Raw genomic sequence first — 21,792 nt, 5'->3', positions numbered from 1 at the left:
TCCATGGGTGCGTATGGGGCGCCGCAGTTTAAATTCTACAGTAGGCCCTGAATAATTATGTTGCAAATTTACGGAAATACACTTTCCTTTGTATAGTACTTTCCTGAAGGAAAGTGTAAAACCATCATAAAGCGAGCAATGGCAGCAAAAAAAGCATGCAATGATTGCCTGAACACGGTAAAGCCGGTGCGGGATGCACTTGACGTGATCAATGGCAAGTGGAAATTGCCCATCATTATCTCCGTCACGACCGGAAACGAGCGCTTCACTGATATACAGGAGAGTATTCCGGGAATCACACCCAAGGTGCTGGCAAAGGAACTCAAGGACTTGGAGCAGCACCGCTTAATCAAGCGCGTTGTGGTAGAGGACTACCCGGTTAAGATCTTGTATAAGCCGCAACCCTATGCTGATACGCTGTCTCCTATCATCTATGCCTTAAAGGAATGGGGATTGAACCACCGGCAGAAAATCTTCGAAAAGAGTTAATTTTGAGGTAAGTATCTTAGAGAGATCAAATTCAGTAAATTATAAATGAAGCGCCGGAAATCAAATAAGGCGGTATAGTGTTGTGATTGAAGATGTGAGATACCAAGTGACACAATAGTAAAATTCAAAACCGAAGGGGAATTAATCGAACCAAAAAAGCCGCTCCATTTTTATCTGAAGCGGCTTTTTCGCAGACCTAAGGAGTGTATTATCGAACTTTTTCCACAGGGATTTGACTTTTCTAGAAGCGTATTTACATGGAAGAGGAGCTAAAAACAGATAGGTGTTGCATCCTTTTAAGTCATTTAGACCTTTTTAGCTGGTTAATCTTTTCCAGGTTGTTCTGGCTGTTTTCAAGCGTGGAGGCGTCGTTGGCAGCAGTGGCAAGTTTGATGGCTTTCTGGAACTGCTCTTCAGCCTGCTTTAGCCTGCCTTGCTTAAACAAGGCTTCCCCGTAGCTATCGAATGCATTGGCCGAGCTAGCATAAGCCACCGTGTTATACTTGAAAATCAGCAGGGAAACCGGTAATGTGGCCGGGTTGTTAAGATACTGGTAGGCGATGGTGTTGATGGTGCGCTCACCGAATCCGGAGCCTTTCAACCCATCAAACACGATTGCTTCCGCTTTGGATTCTTTTCGCTGCTTCAGGTACGTGTCCGCCTTCACGATTTTATTATCTAAGGCCAACATTTTGGCTTCGTGCTCTTGCCGCGCTTTTTCCTTCGTTGCCGCCTGCACCACCTGACTGATGGCGTTGATCACCAGTTCCGGCTCTTCTCTGTGTATGTTATGGCCACTATTGGCCGTTATTACATGCGCGCCGCTGGTAAACTGGCTGAAAAAATCGTTGTGCAGCTTTCGCCATACTTCCACGCCTTTTGGCTCGTGCAGAAACAATTCCGGGTTAGCCCTTTTCTGCACAGAGGTAAGCACCATAGCCGGTACTTGTGGCAACTTTCCGAAATCAGGCAAAGCAGCTTTTTCAAAAATCCTGTTGATGGCTTCGTTCTCTTGCTTGAACCTGTCTGGTATAAAGCTGTTTTGCAGCTCCATGTCTTTGATCGCTTTGGCATGATCTGCCTTTTTCAATTCCTGCATCATTTTTTCATGCGCCGGATCAACAAAGACCAGCCCTTTCACTTTATCCGGATGCTGCGCCGCATAGGCCCGGATAATGAAGGCGCCGTACGAATGGCCCACTAAGATGAAAGGCGGTTTCAGGTTTGCCTGATCAATGAGGGTTTTCAGATCCTGTACAGCTGCCTCCAGGGTTTGAGGTTTCGGGTTTGCTTCTGATCTGCCTGTTCCGGCTCTTGAATACAGCATCACCTGGTTGGCATTCAGCACTTCTGCAGCCACATTGCCCCATACTTTGTAGTCTGTCCCGAAGCCTGATTCGAAGATCACGGTATATTCGCCAGCCCCTGCCTGTATCATCTCCAGCGAGTGATCCCCGACACTAATCATTTTTGTTTGTTGGGCATTCGCCAACATGATGCTCCCGAAGAAAAACAGCAGCAATAGTGTTCTTTTGATCATCATAGTTTTAGTTGTTTATAAGAGAAGATGGAAATTTATCAAGGTTGTCATTATAACAGGTGCAGTTACTTATTCCGAATATCCTAAAAACAAAGACTGCTATTTAGGTCCCAGGTAATGTGGGGAGTAAGTGGTACAAATATATACACAGTACTTTGTAATACAAGGTACTGTGTATATATTTAATAACCTTTTAGACGAATAGATGTATTTTGTCTCCTAACACCGCTTGGCTATCGTCGAGAGTCACGAAATTAGAGGAAAGACAGCAGGAACTGCTGGATTCGCCTTTGTCCAGTTACTTATAGTTTATAAAATTATTGTATTCTTGAAGCCAAGCGGTTGGAGGGGGGCTGCTTAGGTGCCCGAAATAAAATAAAAAAGCCTATTAGATTGCTCTAATAGGCTTTCGAGTAGTCCGTAGGGGAATCGAACCCCTGTTGCCAGAATGAAAATCTGGAGTCCTAACCCCTAGACGAACGGACCATTCTGTCATTTGGTGGTGCAAAGATAAGGCAAAGCGCTTACAAGGCAAATGTTTTTTTGATTTTTTAGCCTGATTGTACGTAAAACATTAAGAGCCAGCAGGGAAAAAATATGTTGGTTTTCCTTATCCGTAATCGTAACTTCGCAGCATCAAAATTTTAAAACAAATCAATCCCAAATACCATGTCTAAAATTAAAGTTGCAATTAACGGTTTTGGCCGTATCGGCAGACTTACTTTTAAGGCCCTTCTGGAGAAGGACAATGTAGAGGTAGTAGCGATCAACGACCTGACCAACACCAAAACATTGGCTCACCTGCTGAAGTACGACTCAGTGCACGGCCGTTTTAATGGTACAGTAGAAGCCACTGACAACGGTATTATCGTAAACGGCAGAGAGATTCAGATCACAGCAGAGCGCGAGCCAAAGAACTTGCCTTGGGGCGAAATGGGCGTGGACGTAGTGCTGGAATCAACCGGTCGTTTCGTAGACGAGCAGGGTGCTGGTGGCCACCTGGAGGCAGGTGCCCGCAAAGTAGTTATCTCGGCTCCTGCCAAAGGTAACATCCCAACTGTAGTGCTGGGTGTGAACGAAGACATCCTGACCGGTGACGAGCGCATCGTTTCGAACGCCTCTTGTACAACAAACTGCCTGGCGCCAATGGCGAAAGTACTGGACGATACGTTCGGTATCGAGAAAGGCTATATCACCACGGTACACGCCTATACCTCTGACCAGAGCCTGCAGGACTCCCCGCACAGCGACCTGAGAAGAGCGCGTGCAGCCGCTTATTCCATCATCCCAACGTCTACAGGTGCTGCCAAGGCTGTTGGCCTGGTGCTTCCTCACCTGAAAGGCAAACTGGACGGTGTGGCCATGCGTGTTCCTATTCCGGATGGCTCACTGACAGACCTTACCTGTATCCTGAAGCGTCCTGCCACGAAAGAAGAGGTCAACGCTGCCATGAAGAAAGCCGCTGAAGGCGACATGAAAGGCATCCTGGAGTACACCGAAGATCCGATCGTTTCGATTGACATCGTAGGCAACACCCACTCTTGCGTGTTCGATGCAGAGTTGACTTCCGCTAACGAAACACTGGTGAAAGTGGTAGGCTGGTACGACAACGAGGCTGGCTACTCAAACAGAACAGCTGACCTGATCGCCAAGCTTGGCTAATCACCGGTTTTATACCTTATACCTGCAAAAGCCCGCCTCTCTGGTGGGCTTTTGTGTTTTTAGCGTATATAAAAGAAAATTACTATATTTCACCTGAAATGACATTCGTCATCGTTCGGGCGTATAGAGCCCTGTACCTTTACAATGAAAACAAAGCAAAGCAATAAACCGCACCAATTATGAGAAGAATACTTGTACCCACCGACTTTTCTGACCAGGCCCGTCATGCCTTTGAAGTAGCTGTTGCCATCGCACGCCAGACAGGAGCCGCCATTAAACTGCTGCACGTTGTCGAGATGCCTTACTCTCAATCCTTTAGCGTGACCGGCGACCTGGTGGGCGGAGACGGTATGGAACAGGTATACATGATGAAGCTGCTGGAGGCGACCAAAAGCCGTATGGCACAGCTGGAGCGCTCCGTGGAGCACGCCGGGGTTGAGGTAGTGCAGGAAGTGGACGCCGACAACGTGATCCGCAAGATCCGCCGTGTGATCAGCGATGATCAGGTAGATCTGGTGGTGATGGGCTCGAAAGGCGCCAGCGGTATGAATGAGTTCCTGCTGGGCTCCAACACGGAGAAGGTGGTGCGCACGGCCGGGTGCCCGGTACTGACTATTAAAGGAGCCATTCCTAACTTCAAGGTGCGCAACATCGTGCTGCCTTCTGACTTCAAGCGCGAAATCGGTACGGCCATGGAGAAGTTTAAGTTCTTCCAGCAGATGTTCGGTGCCAAGCTGCACCTGGTGTACATCAACACGCCCGGCGCTTTTGAGTCGAACTCCATTCTGCGTACGCGCATGCAGGACGCTGCAGAACGCTACGGGCTGCAAAACTACACCACCAATGTATACAATGACGTGATCGAGGAAAACGGCATCCTGAACTTTGCAGAAGAGGTGGGCGCTGACCTGGTGATGATGGCCACGCACGGCCGTACTGGTCTGGCACACCTGCTCAGCGGCAGTATCGCCGAAGACCTGGTCAACCACTCGGATATCCCGGTGCTGACCTTCCACCTCAAATAAGGAACCTATACCTACGTAACAGAAAGCCCGGCAAATCGCCGGGCTTTTTTATTCTCCGCCAGAAATAGGTTAATTTGCGTAGAATTAACCCAGTCAGCAGCGCCTTTGGCCGATCCGAGCGATATGAGCAAACGTCCCCGATTCCGGTTCATCATCAATCCCACTTCCGGTCCCAGTAGCCGGGTAGATGTTGCCGCACGCATCAAACTCCACCTGGACCACGGAAAGTTTGACCACGACATTGTGTATACCGATTACGCCGGTCATGCCCCGGAACTGGCTAGGGAGGCGGCAGCGCAGGGCTATGCGGTCGTAGTAGCCGTTGGGGGAGATGGTACAGTAAACGAGGTGGCTCAGGGACTGCTGCATACCGAAACGGCACTGGGCATTATCCCACGGGGATCCGGCAACGGGCTGGCCCGCCACCTGCAGGTACCCCTGACCGTTGACGCGGCCATTCGCTTCCTCAACCACGGGCACCGGTCTCAGATTGACAGCGGCACGATCAACGGGCGCCCCTTTTTCACGACAGCAGGTATAGGTTTTGATGCCTACATCAGTTCGGTGTTTGCGGGGAGCAAGAAACGGGGTTTGCAGACCTATGTAGAGCTCATCCTGAAGGAAGTGCGCAACTACCGCCACCTTCCGGTGAAGGCCGTCATCAATGGAAAAACCATTGAAACAGAGCTGTTCGTGATGGCCTTTGCTAATGCGGCACAATATGGCAATAACGCCTATATCGCCCCTATGGCCAACATACGGGATGGCATGCTGGACGTGTGCCTGGTGCGTAAGCTGGATATGTTCAAAGCGCTGCAATTGAGCTACGCCATGCTGGCCAACAAGCCGGCAAGCGCAGACAGTGCCGAGTATTTTAAGACCAAAGGTGTAACGGTGCAGACCGACCACGAGATGATGCACCACGCCGACGGCGAGTACCTGGGTAAGGCAAAGGAATTTATAGTGCGCATGGTGCCACAATCGTTGCATGTGGTGGCACACTAGCGCTACAAGCGTGAGGAGCGCAAGAGGTATAGCGCGGCAGCATTAAAGTATAGAGAACAAGATTATGAGTGACAAGAATAAAAAAGGCAGGCAGGGGGTGGTGTACTCCACTAACTCTGACTTTAACTACGAGTACGAGCGGGAAAATGAGTCCGAAACGCTGCCGCCCCAGCAGCAGAACCTGAAAGTAATGCTCGATAAGAAATCACGCGCAGGCAAGCAGGTCACGCTGGTGGCTGGCTTTGTCGGGACAGACGAGGACTTGAAAGAGTTGGGTAAAATGCTTAAAAACAAATGTGGTGTTGGCGGCTCGGCTAAAGATGGTGAGATTCTGATTCAGGGGGATTTCCGTGATAAGGTGCTGCAGGTACTCCAGGCCGCCGGCTACAAGGCAAAAAAGGCAGGCGGGTGATTTGAGTGAATTGTTAAATTGTTGAATTGTTGATGGTTAAATTGTTGGATGCGGAATAAAACCAATTCTGCCTCTCCGAGAAGGGGATTAACCAGCACATTCGAACAGGGAATTCAGCACATGATTCAGTCAGGTTTACCAGTGCACAATTTGGACAGGTATACGGGTACATGATTGCCGATGCACGATTCGGACAGGCCGCACTGTCCCTACAAATGGTTTCCTTTTCTATAAAGTCACTCTAAAAGGCTCTTCGGGATTTATCAATCCCGAAGCAAACGGTCGGGGATTTCCTAATCCCCGTTTGTAAGTTATAGCGTTCATTCGGACATCCGTGTCTGGAAGTATTTCTGCCTGGGATATCCTTGTCCCCTATACCTGCGAACCTGAGCACGGGGATGTGGACATCCCCAGCAATGGAGCTAGGGGCCCTCGATAAAGCTTTCGGGCATGGATGTCTGAAAGAGCGCTAAGCGTCCAAACACGAACGACATTACCTATAATATCCCTACATCCCTACCTAATAACTTCCTGCACTCCCAGATTCTTCAGCTTACTCACCGGGCCTTGCAGGTGGTAGAAGTTAGCGGACTTTTGCACGAACAGGCGGCCGGCTAGGGCAGGGGCTTTGGGTGGGCGGGGCTTGTATACCTGCACTGCGCCTTTGTCTTTGCCAGGTATACGCTCGTAGCCGATCTCCTCCAGTTTTTGATCTAGTGCTTTCGGGGAGATAGTCTTCACCGGGATTCTCACTTCTGTTCGCCTATACCACAGCAGGAGAGCAATCGTAAACAGCAGCGAGAAGATCGCCGCATTCACCAAAATCTCGTTTATTGCCCCAGTCGCCTCCTCACTAAATCTTCCGGTTATCCCAAACCAGGTCGCAGTCAGTAGCCCATACATCCCGAAGAAGTATAGGTTCAACTTCACAAACCGCAGTAGGGTATAGTTCTTCATGAAGGATGACAAGTGATTAATGATTAATGTATAATTGATGTTCGTGGAGAATCGGTTTTAGTGTCTTTGATACAGGGGCATTTCTATACTTAAGAATAATGTAATCAGTGGTTTGACGTAGGGAGTTTGAATCAAAACATGAATGGTCTAGGCTGAGACTTAGGTTAATCATCCACAATGCAAGACCCTTATCCATTAGTCATTCTTCCCCCTTATTCATCACTCACTAATCATTATTAATTATTCTCTCCAAGTCTTCCGGGGTATCGATGCCTATGGTTTCGAACTCGGTGATGGCGGTGGTGATGCGGAAGCCGTTTTCAAGCCAGCGCAGTTGCTCCAGCGACTCAGCCAGCTCGAGGCTGGAAGGTGGCAGCTGGGTGATCTGTTCCAGGATGTCGGTGCGGTAGCCGTAGATGCCGATGTGCTTGTAGTAAGTGTGCTGTTTATGCCAGATGTCGTTGGGGACGTTGCGGCAGTAGGGTATAGGCTGGCGGCTGAAATACAGGGCCTCGCCATGGCGGCTCACGACTACTTTCGGCGCATTGACATTGAAGAGCTCTTCCGGGGTGCTGATCTTCTTGATCAGGGTCGCGAGTTGCGTCTGCGGATTTGTGAAGCAGTTGGCAAGCAGGTCGATCTGCTCGGGCCTGATGAAGGGTTCGTCTCCCTGAATGTTGATCACGTACTCGAAAGGTTGGTCGTGTAGCTGGTAGGCTTCGAAGCAGCGGTCGGTGCCGCTCTGGTGGTGGGCTGCTGTCATCACTGCTTTGCCTCCGAACTCCTGCACATGATCCAGAATGCTTTGATCATCAGTGGCTACGATCACTTCTGTTAAACCAGATGATGAAGCCTGTTCGTACACCCGCCGGATCATGCTTTTACCATTAATGTCGACAAGCGGCTTTCCGGGAAATCGGGTGGAGGCGTAGCGGGCAGGTATAATGCCAAGTATTTGCATAAGGCAGACGTTTGCTGTGGCCGGCCATGCAGCGGCAGGCCCCGGCAAGTTACGCAAGAGATAGGAGTAATGCAGCAGGCAGGTATAAAAAGCTTGGCGGCGGCCTAGGTCCGTTTCTTAACAGAGATTACCCGGATGGCGTCCATGACCCTGCTTTGCGTCGACAATCCGCAGCGGATGTCGAGTTGGCGGCCCAGTTTCTCGTAGGTGATGATCACGGGTGTTTCGCCTTCTACCTTGAATGCCTCGTCTATCTCATTTTCGTTGTCGGGCTTAAAACGCTTTCCGTCGATTTCCACTTCAAAGCCGCAACCGTCAACCATGTACTCACCTGACCAGATCAGGATGGCATCATCGGTTTCGGCGTTCCCGTCCGTATTGTTCTGGCAGGCAGTAAAGGCCATCGTTGTTATCAGGGCCAGTAGGGCCGTATACAGTAAGTTTTTCATCAGGTATAGTTTACAGGTTGACGTGCAGGTATAAGGCTATACCTCGTTGATGGAAATTATACGGATAGCATTCATTTTATGCGCTCCCCACCCACAGGTAAATTCCTTGGGTTTGGCAGGCAGGGTATACTTGATGTGAACGGTATGGGATTCCTGCGCTTTGAATTTATTGTCTATTCCCTGTTCATTCTCAGGCTTATATTGCCGGTCATTTAAATCAATACTGAAACCACATCCATCTACGGCATAGTCACCTGACCACACCAGGGTAGCGGTCGATTCCATCACCTCCAGGTCTTCGTCCTTGTCACAGGAGAAAGCGGTTAACATAAGCACCAGGGGTGCGACAAGGTAAAGCGTCAGTCTTTTCATTTACTTAAATTAGGTGGTGTCTTTATTGGCAAGACCCGGATTTCACTAGGAGGGTTGCATGATGACTCCTATTTGATTCAGTTTACCGAAGTGCCTAGTTTTCTGGCTCTAGAACTCCTAAACCCCTTAACTCTTAAACTTTCTTTACCCGCAGTGCAAAGGTGCTTTGGTCGATCACCTGTACAGAATCACCCTTCTCGATAAAGCCATCCCGGGCCTGTGCGTCGTACACATTGTCGTCTATCATTATGCGACCGCTTGGTGCCATGCGGGTGTAGGCTATACCTGTTTTGCCAATCAGGTGTTCGGCAGAGTGGCTGGAGCGGTAACCTTCCTTGCTGTCGAAGGTGTTGACAAGTGTGACACGGCGCAAAGCACGGCTACCCAGCACGCGGTTCCAGGTCAGCATCACAATGATTACGGCACTGATCATACCCAGCAGCACGGACACCAGACTTTCCATCAGGCGCTCAGACGATACGAATGTGAAGTCAAAAGCCTGGTTGTTGACCATGATCAGGAGCAGCGATAGAAACACCAGCGTAATGCCGCTAATACCCGCCACCCCAAAGCCCGGAATCACAAATACCTCCAGCCCAATCAGTACCAGCCCCACAATGAACAGCAGCACTTCCCAATGCTCGGCCAGTCCGTTGAGGTAGAAGGGCGTCAGGTATAGCACGCCGGCAATAATGGCGGCGATGAGCGGAAAGCCCACACCCGGAGTCTGCAGTTCGAACCAAAGTCCGCCGATGATGATCAAGATGAGGATGCCGCTGATGACGGGGTTCAGGAAAAAAGAAATAACCTTGTTGGTGGTGCTGAGTTCGTAGCGGATGATCTCGGCGTCTTGCAGATTGAGCTTTTGTAGCACGTCCTCAATGTTGTTGGCTTGCCCTTCGCTGAAGCCGTGCTGGATGGCTTCGGAGGTGGTGAGCGTGAGCACCTGGTCTGCCGACAACGTGCTGTCCACAGCAGCGTCCACCATGGCTTCGGCGAGTCTGGGGTTGCGCCCGTTGGCTTCGGCGGTGGAGCGCATGATGGAGCGCATGTAGCTCTGGTATTTACCCGGAGCGGCCTGCCCGTCGGCCCCGACCACCGTGGCCGCCCCAATGTTGGCACCCGGCGCCATGTAGATGCTGTCGCAGGCAATGGAGATGAGCGCTCCGGCCGAGGCGGCGTTTTTGTCGATGAACACATAGACTGGCTTCGGATACTCGAGCAGGCGCAGGCGGATGGCGTCGGCGTCGTTCACGGCACCCCCATAGGTGTTCAGTTTCAGCAGCACATGGTCGGCCTCCAAGCGGGTGGCCTCGTCAAGCGCCAGCTGGGTATAGCGGTTGGTGCGCGGGTCAATCTCCGACCCGATCTCCATGATGAACACCTTCTGGCGCTGCTTCTCCTGAGCCCATGCTGCCGTGAAAGAAAACAGAAGGACCAGCAAGAGGAGTGAGGGCCAAGGCCATATTTTTGCGTTAGATTTCATACATTTGGGCTTAATCGGAAATAAGATACTAAAAAAATCCCGCTTATTCTTTCCCTACTCCTTAAATACGATTTTGAGGCGCCCGTGTGGCGCATTCGCCTGGATGCACGCGGCGGCTGGATGGCGCTGGAGGTGCGTGATGCCGACCTGTTGCAGGCGCGCTTCTATACCTTGCGCCTGGCCGATGGGCAGCTGCTGGAGCTGAATCTGCCTGATCATAACACCTGGTGGCTGGGCCTGGAAGACATGCACGACCAGGTGCTATACCTGCATGGCTACGGCGACCGCAAACTGGGGCAGCACAAGGGCATACGGGCTTTTGCGGCTGACTCAGGCAGGGCGTTGTGGCAGCAGCCGGACCTGGCCTTTTACGGTATAGAGGAGCGGGGGCTGCTGGCTAGTGATATTAGTCAGGAACGTGGGGAACTGCTTTTGCTGGAAAGCGGTTACGGTAAAACGGTGCAAAACGATATAGGTCAAAAAGAGGCGGCCGATCGGGTGCAGCGCTACCATCAACTCCGATTTGAGGGTGTATTATACCCGCACCTGTACCGGGAGGGGGAGGTTTATTATGAACAGGTACGCGATTTTTTAAGGCAGGAGCTTGACTGTGAGCCCGTAAGGGCGCTTGAGTATGCTGAAACGGATACGTGTCTGCTAGTAAGTTACTACAAGGATGCAGGCGAAAATAAGTTAGATAATTTTCTGGCTATTTTTGATTTAAATGGTTTTTTGCACTTAAATGAGTTACTTGCAGGAGCATTGGATGGCGTAGGTTCAGATACTTTTTTTATCTTTATGCGCAGTTTGTATTTCGTGCAAAACAAAACAACCTTGAAGGCATATTCTCTTTAATTTTTAGTTCGACTTTTAGCTATGATCCGAATTTTACTCATCGCCCTTGTAGCATTGCCACTTCTTCCTTTTTCGGCTTCAGCCTTCGACCTGGTTGCCCTGCGCGACTCGGTGGGTGTGGAGCGTAAGAACGGGAAGGTATACGTGCAGCACCGCGTAGAGCCGAAAGAAACGCTTTACGCCCTTTCCAGGAAGTATGGCGTGTCCGTGGCCCAGATCGTGGACTCCAACCCATCCGTAGAAACCACCATCAACGTAGGCCAGCTGGTGCTGATTCCGCGTAAGTATGCCGCAGCGCCTCCCGCTGTTAAGCAGGCTCCTGCCGCAGGCACGGCCAGCAACCGTACCTTTACTGTGAACAGCCGTGGCGAGAAGCTGCACCAGGTAGAGCCTCAGCAGACGCTGTACTCGATCTCGCGTATGCATGCCGTGAAAGTGGATGACATCAAGCGTTGGAACAACCTGCCAGATAACACGATCAGCGTGGGTGCTTTGCTGATCGTAGGCAAAGGCCAGCCGGTTCCTTCCAAGAATCCGATCTATGTGAGCGAGACAGATGACGAGATAGCAAAAGATAAAGTAACGGAGACAGCCGTAGCTTCGACAGAGCCTGTAGCCGCAACGACTACCCCGACCAATACACACGTTGTACTGACGCCGCAACCTGCCTCGCCGGCACCTGCCACCAGCGTGAAGAATGACGATGACGAGGAGACGGTAGATTCTGTGTCTGGTGCCAAGAAGATCCTCGAGACAGGGATGGCCGAAATGATCGACCCGAAAGCCGATACCAACAAATACCTGGCACTGCACAAAACGGCTCCGGTAGGCACGATCATGCAAGTGAAAAACGCTATGAACGACCAGGTGGTGTACGTGCGCGTGATCGGCAAATTGCCAAACACAGGCGAGAACAACAACGTGGTGGTGCGCCTGTCTAAGAAGGCCTGCCAGAAGCTGGGCGCCATCGACCAGAAGTTCAGAGTAGAATTGTCTTACATGCCCTAGCAGGTATAGTGATAAAGGAAAGCCCGGGCAGCAATGTCCGGGCTTTTTTGTTTTGAGGCATTTTATACCAGATGAGCATCCGCGAATTGGTCTGCCAATTGCAGATTACTTAACTTGCAAGGCGCCATTTCTCGTACCAAGCACATGAAACAGGATATCGCCCAGATAAAAGCCCTCCTCGACGACCGGGTGGCCCACTACAACCAGCCCAACTTTATTCCGCACGACCCGGTGTCCATTCCGCACCGCTTCACCAAAAAGCAGGACATTGAGATCAGCGGTTTTTTTGCAGCCATCCTGGCCTGGGGGCAGCGCAAGACCATCATCAATAACTGCCTCAGGCTAATGGACCTGATGGACAATGCCCCGCACGAGTTTATCCTACAGCACCAAGAGCAGGACTTGCCACGCTTTCTGGGTTTCAAGCACCGCACTTTCAACGACACCGACCTGCTATACCTCTTTCATTGGTTCCGGTGGTACTATGAGCAGCACGACAGCTTGGAAACGGCTTTTACAGGTATACGGAACGAGGTCAGGACACAGAAAGAGCGGCTGGAGCATTTTCACGACCTGGTGTTTAGTCTGGAGGAAGCCCCGCACCGCACTCGCAAACACATTTCGACCCCGGCCCGCAAGTCGGCCTGCAAGCGGCTGAACATGTACCTGCGCTGGATGGTGCGGCCCGCTGACGGCGGCGTGGACTTCGGCCTCTGGCATACCATGCAGCCTGCTGACTTAGTGTGTCCCTGCGATGTGCACGTGGAGCGGGTGGCCCGACGCCTCGGCCTGATCACCCGCAAAGGCATGGACTGGCAAACAGCTGAGGAACTGACCGATCACCTGCGCGCTTTTGACCCACAGGATCCGGTAAAATACGATTACGCTCTGTTCGGACTGGGTGTGGAAGAGAAATTCTAAGGAAGAGCACTCAACATTATCCTATGCGGCAGCAATTACAAAAAGCGTTAGACGAGCACCTGAGGAATTCCTATACCTCCGATGGCCCTGGTGCCGCCCTGCTGGTGTCGGTGGCAGGAGAGGAGCTGTATGCCGGCAGTATAGGTATAGCGGATCTCTCCTCCGGCGAACGGATTACACTTGACACTACTTTCCGGCTAGCTTCGGTGAGCAAGCAGTTTACGGCCATGTGCATCCAGCTGCTGGAGCAGGAGGGGCGCTTGTCTTATGACGATGCGTTGCAGCAGTTCTTTCCAGAGTTTCCGGCAGGTATAGGTACGCAGGTGACGCTGCGGCATTTGCTTTGCCATACCTCCGGTTTGCTTGATTACGAGGAGTTTGTAGAGGAGCGGCCTGACTGGCAGATCAGCGATGCGGAAGTACTGGCGATTGCTGTCTCACAGAATGAAACTTACTTCTCGCCTGGCACCACTTACAGGTATAGCAACACCGGCTATGTGCTGTTGGCGCTGGTGGTGGAGCAGGTGTCAGGTATAGCCTATGCCGATTTCCTACAACAGCGCCTCTTTGCGCCGCTCGGCATGCACCACACAAAGCTCTATGAAAGGAATCGATCTATACCTGCACGCGCCATGGGCTATGCCCGAAACGGGGAAGATAATATCGTGTTGGCCGATCAGGCCACCTGCACGGCTACCAAAGGCGACGGCTGCATCTATACCTCGGTGCGCGACTACCTGCGCTGGCACCAGGCACTCAGCCAGCAACCAGGTATGGTGCCCGCGCTGGAGCAGGTATGCACTCCCCTCGAAGGCTATCATAATGGATTCTACGGCATGGGCTGGTTCTTCAGCAGACGCAACTCGGGGGGACTGGAGATGTACCATACCGGCAATACCAGCGGCTTCAGCAATCTCGTCATCCGTATACCTGAACATGACGTGCTGATCGCCTGTTTGTCCAACATAGCCGATAACCCGCACCTGCTGACGGGCTTTCTGGATGTGTTATCGCAATTTCATGTGCTGCAAACCGAATCAGGGCTCATTCGAAACTTGCTGCAATTGACCCGCTAATGGCTGTTCCTTCTTCTGACGTCGTCTTCGGTGAAGATAGCACCAAAGCCGATGTTGAGTGAAAAGTAAAACCTATACCTAGTACCTGGCGCGGTATTGAGGTGCAGATCGTCGTTGATGGTCCAACGTGATTTTTCGAGTGGCACCATGTAGCCTACCCGCACATTGACCAAATAAAAAGACTGCTTAGCAAAGCCGAAACCCAAGTCCAGGTGTGCTCTCGAGTTGTGGATTTCCCTATACTGCAGGTCTGTTTCTAGGTAATCCTCCAGATCCATTGTCTCCTCTAATTTCTCGCGGTACAGGTAATTAAGTCCATTGCCTTTGAAGCCAAGGTATGGGTAGAGTGCGTAGCGATGGCCTTTGGTCAGATCGTAGCCGAAATTGAAAGAGAATGACCGGTATTCCATTTCCATCAGGTATGCACTTTCATCTTTTTTGCGGGTACCTATCGCAAAAGAAATCGTGCTGATTCCGCGGTTCACATAAAACTGGAAGCCTAGACCTAAAGTAGCAGTCGGGTGCTTGGCCTCTGGTAATCCGGCAGCAGCCACCGCATTCTCAAAGCCTTTGTTTTCGATGATCGGGGATTCGACAGGAACAAAAATATAACTCCCAAAGGCGCGATTTTTGAGCGAGTCAGGCTGTGATTGTGCGCTGGCTGCAGTAGTCAGGCAGAGCAAAGCAAGCAAAGAGGCTAGTTTTTTCATGCCTCCACATGGCCTTCCGGCTCCACGGCGATTTTCAACACAACTTTGCGCACCTCCTTTTCCGTAATCATGGCGGCGTGGGCATCGTCGGGGTAGAAGATGGTGAAAGAACCGGCCGGCACATCAAACCAAAAAGCAGGTTTGTCCGGGAAAAAAGCGGCGTCGCGCTCGTCGGTATAGGGGTCGTTGGGTTCGCTGCACAAGGCCAGGTCTCTCCAGCCCATGTGGTCGGTGCCATTGATCACGTATTGGATGTCGATGTACTTGCGGTGCACCTCTATCTTAGCGTCTTTTTCAGGTATACCACTCCCTTCGGAGATGATCGCAAAGAGGTCTTTGCCCACAATCGCCTTTTGACCAAGCGGGAGTGTCTTCAGGTCGGCATCCTGCAAAAACTGAAAAGCCTGCGCAAAAAGCGGGTGCATACAGGTATAGCGGTTGGCGTTGGTGAGTTTGTCTAGAACCATATAAGTTGGAAAGTTGAGAAGTTAGAAAGTTAATAAGTTAATAAGTTAATAAATTAATACGCAACGATAATACACCCTAACGATGTGGTGCTACGCAGCATGATCGTCTCCTTGTAGGGACAGGTCGCGACCTGTCCGAATCGTGCACCGGAAATTATGCACCCGTATACCTGTCCAAGTGCTGCACCAGCACCCCTGTCCGAATCTTCAGGAAAATTCCCCAATCGGAATGAGCAGGGGTGGGTGAATCATGCACGAACAGCAAGCGACCACCTCCAATCCAAACGATGCATAATTTATAAAATCCGAGCGAACGAAAGCAGCACCTTTACTTGTTATAATATGCTAAATTTGCCCTAAATCTAAGAGATAACAATTGATCTATCCAGATAACTTTGAAATAAAAATCGGCTTTGCGCAGGTACGCGAAATGCTTTCGGAACTTTGCCTGAGCCCACTCGGCCGGCAGTTTGTCAGCCGCATGACCTTCCTGAACCGCCATGACCTGGTGCAGCGCCTGTTGGAGCAGACGAACGAGTTCAAACAACTGCTCGAGTCCGACGCCGAAATTCCGCTGCAGCATTACTTCGACGTAACCGCCTACCTTGACCGCGCCGCTATACCCGGGACTTTCCTGGAAGTGCAGGCTTTCTTCGAGATCAAAATGTCACTGCGCACCATCCGCGACTCGCAGCGCTTCATCTCCAGCACCGAAGAGGGTAAGTTTGAGGCCCTGAAAGCGTTGGGTGCCAACGTGATGGTCGAACGCTCGCTGATAGCCGCCCTCGACAAAGTGGTGGACGATGCCGGTGCCGTGCGCGACGATGCTTCGCCCGAACTACAGCGTTACAAGCGCGATCTGATCGCGCAGCAGGGACAGTTGCGTAAAACGATCAGCTCGATCATGCGACACGCCAAGAACGAAGGCTGGACTCCCGGCGATGCCGAACCAACCATCCGCGGTGGGCGTCTGGTTATACCTGTTATTGCCGAGCACAAGCGCCGCATCAAAGGCCTGATCCATGACGAATCGAACACGGGACAGACGGTATATATTGAGCCGGAGTCTATCTTCGAACTCAACAACGACATCAAGGACCTGGAGAATGCCTACCATCGTGAGTTGATCCGCATCCTGATAGGTTTGACCAACACGCTGCGCAACTTCATACCGGAGCTGCGCAAAGCGTACCAGTACCTGGGTCTGCTGGACTTTATCCGGGCCAAGGCGGCATTTGCCCGACGTGTGGAGGCAACTATGCCGAAGCTGCACAAGTACCCGCACATCGCCTGGAAAGAGGCCATTCACCCGCTGCTATACCTGTCGCATAAGCAGTTGGGCAAACCGACAGTACCGATGGAACTAGAACTGACCCGTGACCAGCGCATTCTGCTGATTTCCGGTCCGAACGCCGGTGGTAAATCCGTTAGTTTGAAGACAGTGGGGCTGGTGCAGTACATGCTCCAAACCGGCATGCTGATACCGGTGGCCGACAATTCGGAGGCCGGCATCTTCCACGACATCTTCATCGACATTGGCGATGAGCAGTCCATCGAAAACGACCTGAGTACCTATAGTTCGCACCTCACCAACATGAAGAAATTCGTGACGGTGGCCGATCACAAGAGTTTGGTGCTGATAGACGAATTTGGTACGGGTACGGAGCCCGTGCTGGGCGGCGCCATTGCCGAGGCCGTGCTGCAGAACCTGAACGACAGCAAGGTGTTTGGCGTGATCACGACGCACTACACCAACCTGAAGAACTTTGCCGAGCGCACGCCAGGCATTGTGAACGGGGCCATGCGCTACGACCACAAAAACCTGCAGCCGCTCTACCAGTTGGAGATTGGCAAACCGGGTTCTTCGTTTGCGATTGAGATTGCCCGCAAGATCGGTTTGCCGCGGCAAATCGTGGACAAGGCCAGCAGCCTGGTAGGCAAGGACAAGATCCGCTACGACCGCCTCTTGGAAGAACTGGAAACCGAGAAGCAGGAACTGGAGAAGAAGCTGAAAGAAGCCACCGCCCTGGAGCTAAAATTGAAGCGCAACGTGAAGGAGTATACTGACCTGAAGAACTTCCTGGAGGAGAGTAAGCAGGATGTGATGCGCGAAGCCAAAGGCAAGGCCAAACTCTTGCTCAAGGACGCTAATCAGAAGATCGAGGCCACCATCCAGCAGATCAAGCAGAGCCAGGCCGAAAAGGAGCAGACCAAGCAGGCCCGCCGCGAACTCGAGGAATTTGCCACCGAAAAGGTGCGCAAAGAGGAGCCGCGACCTGCCCATAAACGGATTGCCAGCAATGGCGGACCGCTTAAAGCCGGGGATACGGTGGCGCTGATCGGGCAGGACTCAGTGGGCGAGATCGTAGGTATTAAAGGCAAAACAGCCGAGGTACTTTTTGGTGGCCTGAAGACGATCGTAAAGGTGGACAACCTGGAGCGTGCCGAAGCGCAGACCAAAAAGCAGAAGAAAGCCGAAGTGGCCGAGGGCTATACCCGTGGCATGAACATCACACAGCGTATGGCCGATTTTGGCTCTACCATCGACATCCGGGGCGAGTATGCCGAGGATGCTTTAAACAAAGTGATGAACTTCACGGACGAAGCCATCATGCTGGGAATACCGGAGATCAAGATCGTGCACGGGCGGGGAAACGGGGTGCTGCGGCAGGTCGTGCGCGACTACCTGTACTCTATACCGGAAGTGGTCAGCCTGGCCAGCGAGGCCGAGGAAAGGGGAGGCGATGGTGCCACCCTGGCTGTACTGAAATAGAAAAAGGCTCCTGCAAGGGAGCCTTTTTAGTTATCTAATAAATCGGACCTCCAGTGTTAGGGGCTCCTCATCATTTTCTTCAGGTTCTATCGTTTGCTCCATCCGAAGCTCTTTATCTGTAAGCATCAGTACAGTAGCTGTGTATTCATCATCGGTTCCTTTATCGAATATGATGGATTTATCGTTATCCGCAAATTCCCAGGTGCCGTTCAATGAACTTCTTTCATAGGAGTCCACGTATGTGCCTGCTTTGTCAAACTTAACCGTGTTTTTTTTGATGTCATAACCGAGCTCATCCATAAACAGATCGGAGATATCGCTGCCATAGGCCCATATAGATTCGCCTTTCCAGATGCTGGATGTCAATATGTCTTTGTTCGTCGGCTCTTTGTCCTTGTCTTTGTCGCACGAGGTCATGCTGGTTACCAGAAGCAGGGCAAACAGGAAGGTGAGTAATTTTTGAATTCTCATAGAATGATTTTATAGTAAAACATAGATTACCTGGATCCTGTCCTGCGCTGGGAAAAGTGCCGTGAAGTAGCACGTAGGGCATTCGCCGGCCCTAACTTAGTTAATTTAGTCTTTCTTCACAAACTGGACCTTCGCATCGAAGCTTGTGTTGTTGCGGTTCACGGTGGTGATCAGGTCCATGTTGGTGGTGGTCAGGCTTTCTATCTGAAGGTCGCCGAGCAGGTCGAAGTAGATGATCGTCTCATTTTCCTTGAACTCCCAGGTGCCGGTAGTGGTTTGTGAGGTGCCTGCCTGGTCGTAAACTGCAGTATAGGTGCCATCGCGGCGCAGCGTCAGGCGCGTGCTCTTGATGTCGAGCAACATGTCCTTGATCTCCGGGCGGTCTGACACATCAATGCCATTGACCAACACACGCTCACCCTGCCATTCGTGGGCTACAACGAGGTCGGTTTTGGTAGGCTCAGGATCGTCATCGTCGCAGGAGACCAGCGTCAGGGGAAACGCCAGAAATAAAAGTAGGTAGCGGTATATGTAAAGTTTCATAGGGTTGTAAGCTATTAAAGTCTACCCTGTATATCGCAGCCTGTTTAAATAAGTTAGGGAAGTTTACTTAAAAATTTTGGGCCTTCCCGGAAGCCCTGAGGCTTAGATGATGTTCACTTCTGGCTGCAGCGAAATGCCGAATTTCTCCTTCACCGACTGAATGATATCGTGTGCCAGTTGCAGCAGGTTTTCACCTTTCGCGCCGCCATAGTTCACCAGTACCAGGGCCTGGTTTTTGTGTACGCCGAAGTTATCGATTACTTTGCCTTTCCAGCCGCACTGCTCAATCAGCCAGCCGGCCGGTACCTTCACGCTCATTTCCGATACCGGGTAGGCAGGCATATCAGGATATTGCTCTTTGAGCACATCAAAGAGGAGGACCGGAATTTCGGGATTTTTAAAGAAGCTGCCCGCATTGCCGATCTGTGCCGGGTCAGGCAGTTTGCTGCGGCGTATGTGGCATACGGCGGCGCTTACATCGTGTATGGTTGGCTGCTGCACCTGCATTTCCTGCAGGGTGGTTTGTATGGCGCCGTAAGTGGTGTTCACTTCAGGGTTTTTGCGAAGGCGCAGGGTTACGGACGTTACCACATACTGTCCCTTCAGGCTGTGTTTGAATACGCTCTCCCGGTACCCGAACTGGCAGGCCTCCTTGTCGAAGGTATGGACCTGGCCGGTTTCGAGCTGCACGGCTTCCAGTTCTACAAACACATCCTTCAGCTCGACGCCATAAGCCCCGATGTTCTGCAGGGGAGCGGCCCCCACCGTGCCAGGTATAAGCGACATGTTCTCGATGCCGCCCAGGTCATGTTCGAGGCAGAAGAGCACCAGGTCGTGCCATTTTTCCCCACCACCTGCCCGCACGTAGGTATAGCTACCGTCATCGCGCAGCACTTCCATACCTTTGATGCCATTGAGCAGCACGATGCCTTCAAAATCTTTGGTGAACAGCAAGTTACTTCCCCCGCCCAGAATGAGTTTCGGCTCTTCCTTTACCTCCGGCCGCTGCAGCAGTTCCTGCAGTTCCTGCACACTGTCAAAGCGCGCAAAGTGCCTGGCCCTGGCATCAATGCCAAATGTATTGTAAGGTTTAAGGGAAAAGTCTTTCTCGAATTTCATAAGCGGGAATTTGCCGTAAAATTAAGCTTTATTAGTTAAGAGTTAAAAGTTATGAGTTAAGAGTTGGAGAGACGATGGAGGTATAAGGTTGATCAAATGGCTACCATACAGTAGGTATAGTACACTTGATTTAGTAGCACACTGATACTGGAGGAACAATAACACAAAGCTTCACTCTTTAAATTGACTACAACTCATAACTTTTAACTCATAACTCTTAACTATTAACATTATTTTTGCGGTTTAAACAGGTATAGCAAATGGCGAAGCAAAAGCAGAGCGATAATTTCAATATAGTTGCCACAACGCTCAGTGGTCTGGAAGAAGTGCTGGCAGATGAACTGCGGGCACTTGAGGTAGAGTTTATCAAAGTAGGAAACCGGGCCGTTTCTTTCTCTGGTAACCTGCGCCAACTCTACGAAGCTAACCTGTGGTGCCGCACTGCCATTCGCATTCTCAGACCGATCCGCAACTTCAAAGCCCGCAACGAGCGCGACCTCTACGAACAGGTGCAGAAAACCAACTGGGCCGAGGTGATGGACCTGAACCAGACCTTTGCCATCGATGCCGTGGTGAGCCATTCTACATTTGAGCACTCACTGTTTGTAGCCCAGCTAACCAAAGACGCCATTGTCGACCAGTTCCGCAAAGCCACCGGTGAGCGTCCTTCTGTGGACCGCATTCGGCCGGATGTGCGCCTGAACCTGCACATGCACGAAAACATGGTTACCCTGTCGCTCGACTCTTCCGGCGACTCGCTGCACCGCCGTGGTTACCGCCTGCAGACCAACGTGGCTCCGCTCAACGAAGTCCTGGCCGCTGGCATCATCGCCCTGTCAGGCTGGGACAAGAAGTCGACCTTCATAGATCCCATGGCTGGCTCGGGCACCTTCCTGATTGAAGCCGCGCTGATGGCGCAGAACATTGCACCAGGAATCTTCCGCCGCGACCCTTATGGCTTTGAGAGCTGGAAAGACTACAACGCCGAGCTGTTCGAGATGGTATGGAAAACGGCCGAAGCCAAAGAAAAGCGCGAGCCACAAGCCCAGATCATTGGTTACGACATTGACCCGGACTATGTGATGGCTGCCCGAAAAAACATCGAGAACGCCGGGCTGGAGCATGTCATCAAAGTGGAAATGGCTGACTTTTTCGAGACAAAAGCTGCAACAGAGGAAGGTGTCTTGATCATGAACCCGCCCTACAACGAACGGATCCAATCAGACGATATCCACGCGCTTTACAAGCAGATCGGGGACACACTCAAGAACAACTACCAGGGCTTTGACGCCTTCGTATTCACCGGCAACCTGGATGCCGCGAAAAGCATCGGCCTCAAAGCTTCGCGCCGCACACCCCTATACAATGGTGCCATTGACTGTCGTCTGCTCAAGTATGAGCTATACCGGGGCAGCAGGAGAGGAGAGGGCAAAGAAGAAGTGCAGCAAGACTAAGTAGGCAGGTATACACCAAATCTGAGGTATACAAACA

The 21,792-nt window shown here is 51.5% G+C and carries 22 protein-coding genes and 1 tRNA gene; 11 read left to right on the top strand and 12 right to left on the bottom strand.

Annotated features, from left to right (window positions below; translation table 11 throughout):
* The first annotated feature begins 138 nt into the window (after nt 1-138).
* Nucleotides 139-489: a winged helix-turn-helix transcriptional regulator gene (locus tag Q4E40_RS00485; RefSeq protein ID WP_303409428.1), complete on the top strand. Its 351-nt coding sequence runs from the start codon at nt 139-141 to the stop codon at nt 487-489.
* A 301-nt stretch (nt 490-790) separates the two neighbouring features.
* Here the strand turns inward: Q4E40_RS00485 and Q4E40_RS00480 are convergent, their stop codons facing one another.
* The gene (locus Q4E40_RS00480; protein WP_303409427.1) at nt 791-2,032 is read right to left on the bottom strand and encodes an alpha/beta fold hydrolase; all 1,242 of its coding nucleotides are present in this window, start codon (nt 2,030-2,032) and stop codon (nt 791-793) included.
* Between the two features lie 411 nt (nt 2,033-2,443).
* Nucleotides 2,444-2,515, bottom strand: a tRNA-Glu gene (locus Q4E40_RS00475).
* A gap of 183 nt (nt 2,516-2,698) precedes the next feature.
* Here Q4E40_RS00475 and gap point away from each other — a divergent pair.
* From gap to Q4E40_RS00455, 4 genes are all read left to right on the top strand, one after another.
* Nucleotides 2,699-3,691, top strand: a complete 993-nt coding sequence (gene gap, locus Q4E40_RS00470; RefSeq protein WP_303409426.1) for a type I glyceraldehyde-3-phosphate dehydrogenase — start codon at nt 2,699-2,701, stop codon at nt 3,689-3,691.
* A 179-nt stretch (nt 3,692-3,870) separates the two neighbouring features.
* Nucleotides 3,871-4,716 carry a universal stress protein gene (locus tag Q4E40_RS00465; RefSeq protein ID WP_303409425.1) on the top strand — a complete coding sequence of 282 codons (846 nt, stop codon included), beginning with the start codon at nt 3,871-3,873 and terminating at the stop codon, nt 4,714-4,716.
* Nucleotides 4,717-4,839: 123 nt separating this feature from the next.
* On the top strand, nt 4,840-5,721 hold the full coding sequence (locus tag Q4E40_RS00460) for a diacylglycerol/lipid kinase family protein (RefSeq protein ID WP_303409424.1): 882 nt from the start codon (nt 4,840-4,842) through the stop codon (nt 5,719-5,721).
* A gap of 64 nt (nt 5,722-5,785) precedes the next feature.
* Nucleotides 5,786-6,133 carry a translation initiation factor gene (locus Q4E40_RS00455; protein WP_303409423.1) on the top strand — a complete coding sequence of 116 codons (348 nt, stop codon included), beginning with the start codon at nt 5,786-5,788 and terminating at the stop codon, nt 6,131-6,133.
* Between the two features lie 516 nt (nt 6,134-6,649).
* On the opposite strand, the gene Q4E40_RS00450 is transcribed toward Q4E40_RS00455, so the two are convergent.
* The 5 genes from Q4E40_RS00450 to Q4E40_RS00430 all read right to left on the bottom strand — a co-directional run bounded on the left by Q4E40_RS00450 (nt 6,650) and on the right by Q4E40_RS00430 (nt 10,358).
* A complete protein-coding gene (locus Q4E40_RS00450) occupies nt 6,650-7,090 on the bottom strand; it encodes a hypothetical protein (RefSeq protein ID WP_303409422.1) in 441 nt (146 codons plus the stop codon).
* 226 nt (nt 7,091-7,316) lie between these two features.
* Entirely contained in the window at nt 7,317-8,051 is a 735-nt protein-coding gene (gene kdsB / locus Q4E40_RS00445) for a 3-deoxy-manno-octulosonate cytidylyltransferase (protein WP_303409421.1), read from the bottom strand.
* A 104-nt stretch (nt 8,052-8,155) separates the two neighbouring features.
* The gene (locus Q4E40_RS00440; RefSeq protein ID WP_303409420.1) at nt 8,156-8,500 is read right to left on the bottom strand and encodes a hypothetical protein; all 345 of its coding nucleotides are present in this window, start codon (nt 8,498-8,500) and stop codon (nt 8,156-8,158) included.
* Between the two features lie 36 nt (nt 8,501-8,536).
* Nucleotides 8,537-8,872 (bottom strand): hypothetical protein, encoded by a 336-nt coding sequence (locus Q4E40_RS00435; protein WP_303409419.1) that lies wholly within the window; start codon nt 8,870-8,872, stop codon nt 8,537-8,539.
* Nucleotides 8,873-9,005: 133 nt separating this feature from the next.
* Nucleotides 9,006-10,358 (bottom strand): NfeD family protein, encoded by a 1,353-nt coding sequence (locus Q4E40_RS00430; protein ID WP_303409418.1) that lies wholly within the window; start codon nt 10,356-10,358, stop codon nt 9,006-9,008.
* An 84-nt stretch (nt 10,359-10,442) separates the two neighbouring features.
* Between Q4E40_RS00430 and Q4E40_RS00425 the strand changes: the two genes are divergently transcribed.
* From Q4E40_RS00425 to Q4E40_RS00410, 4 genes are all read left to right on the top strand, one after another.
* Nucleotides 10,443-11,213: a DUF4905 domain-containing protein gene (locus Q4E40_RS00425; RefSeq protein WP_303409417.1), complete on the top strand. Its 771-nt coding sequence runs from the start codon at nt 10,443-10,445 to the stop codon at nt 11,211-11,213.
* A 21-nt stretch (nt 11,214-11,234) separates the two neighbouring features.
* Complete coding sequence (locus Q4E40_RS00420) at nt 11,235-12,221, top strand: septal ring lytic transglycosylase RlpA family protein (RefSeq protein ID WP_303409416.1); 987 nt, start codon at nt 11,235-11,237, stop codon at nt 12,219-12,221.
* 144 nt (nt 12,222-12,365) lie between these two features.
* Nucleotides 12,366-13,142: a TIGR02757 family protein gene (locus Q4E40_RS00415; RefSeq protein ID WP_303409415.1), complete on the top strand. Its 777-nt coding sequence runs from the start codon at nt 12,366-12,368 to the stop codon at nt 13,140-13,142.
* Nucleotides 13,143-13,165: 23 nt separating this feature from the next.
* Nucleotides 13,166-14,218: a serine hydrolase domain-containing protein gene (locus tag Q4E40_RS00410; RefSeq protein ID WP_303409414.1), complete on the top strand. Its 1,053-nt coding sequence runs from the start codon at nt 13,166-13,168 to the stop codon at nt 14,216-14,218.
* Here Q4E40_RS00410 and Q4E40_RS00405 read toward each other — a convergent pair.
* Nucleotides 14,215-14,928 carry a hypothetical protein gene (locus tag Q4E40_RS00405; protein ID WP_303409413.1) on the bottom strand — a complete coding sequence of 238 codons (714 nt, stop codon included), beginning with the start codon at nt 14,926-14,928 and terminating at the stop codon, nt 14,215-14,217. The genes Q4E40_RS00410 and Q4E40_RS00405 overlap by 4 nt on opposite strands.
* A complete protein-coding gene (locus Q4E40_RS00400; protein ID WP_303409412.1) occupies nt 14,925-15,395 on the bottom strand; it encodes a NanQ anomerase/TabA/YiaL family protein in 471 nt (156 codons plus the stop codon). The genes Q4E40_RS00405 and Q4E40_RS00400 overlap by 4 nt, the downstream gene beginning before the upstream one ends.
* A 376-nt stretch (nt 15,396-15,771) precedes the next feature.
* Here Q4E40_RS00400 and Q4E40_RS00395 point away from each other — a divergent pair, with 376 nt between their 5' ends.
* Nucleotides 15,772-18,168, top strand: a complete 2,397-nt coding sequence (locus Q4E40_RS00395; protein ID WP_303409411.1) for an endonuclease MutS2 — start codon at nt 15,772-15,774, stop codon at nt 18,166-18,168.
* 30 nt (nt 18,169-18,198) lie between these two features.
* Here Q4E40_RS00395 and Q4E40_RS00390 read toward each other — a convergent pair whose 3' ends face one another.
* From Q4E40_RS00390 to murB, 3 genes are all read right to left on the bottom strand, one after another.
* Entirely contained in the window at nt 18,199-18,639 is a 441-nt protein-coding gene (locus tag Q4E40_RS00390) for a hypothetical protein (RefSeq protein WP_303409410.1), read from the bottom strand.
* Nucleotides 18,640-18,744: 105 nt separating this feature from the next.
* Nucleotides 18,745-19,182, bottom strand: coding sequence for a lipocalin family protein (locus tag Q4E40_RS00385; protein ID WP_303409409.1), 438 nt, complete (start codon nt 19,180-19,182; stop codon nt 18,745-18,747).
* Between the two features lie 102 nt (nt 19,183-19,284).
* Nucleotides 19,285-20,301, bottom strand: coding sequence for a UDP-N-acetylmuramate dehydrogenase (gene murB, locus Q4E40_RS00380; RefSeq protein WP_303409408.1), 1,017 nt, complete (start codon nt 20,299-20,301; stop codon nt 19,285-19,287).
* 260 nt (nt 20,302-20,561) lie between these two features.
* On the opposite strand from murB, the gene Q4E40_RS00375 reads away from it, so the two are divergent.
* Nucleotides 20,562-21,755 carry a THUMP domain-containing class I SAM-dependent RNA methyltransferase gene (locus tag Q4E40_RS00375; RefSeq protein WP_303409407.1) on the top strand — a complete coding sequence of 398 codons (1,194 nt, stop codon included), beginning with the start codon at nt 20,562-20,564 and terminating at the stop codon, nt 21,753-21,755.
* Nucleotides 21,756-21,792: the final 37 nt, after the last annotated feature.

Origin of the sequence: Pontibacter coccineus (assembly GCF_030546575.1) — a bacterium.
GTDB classification, from domain to species: Bacteria; Bacteroidota; Bacteroidia; order Cytophagales; family Hymenobacteraceae; genus Pontibacter; species Pontibacter coccineus.
The sequence above is the reverse complement of the archived record's forward strand: the minus strand, read 5'-3'. Positions and strand labels throughout refer to the sequence as shown.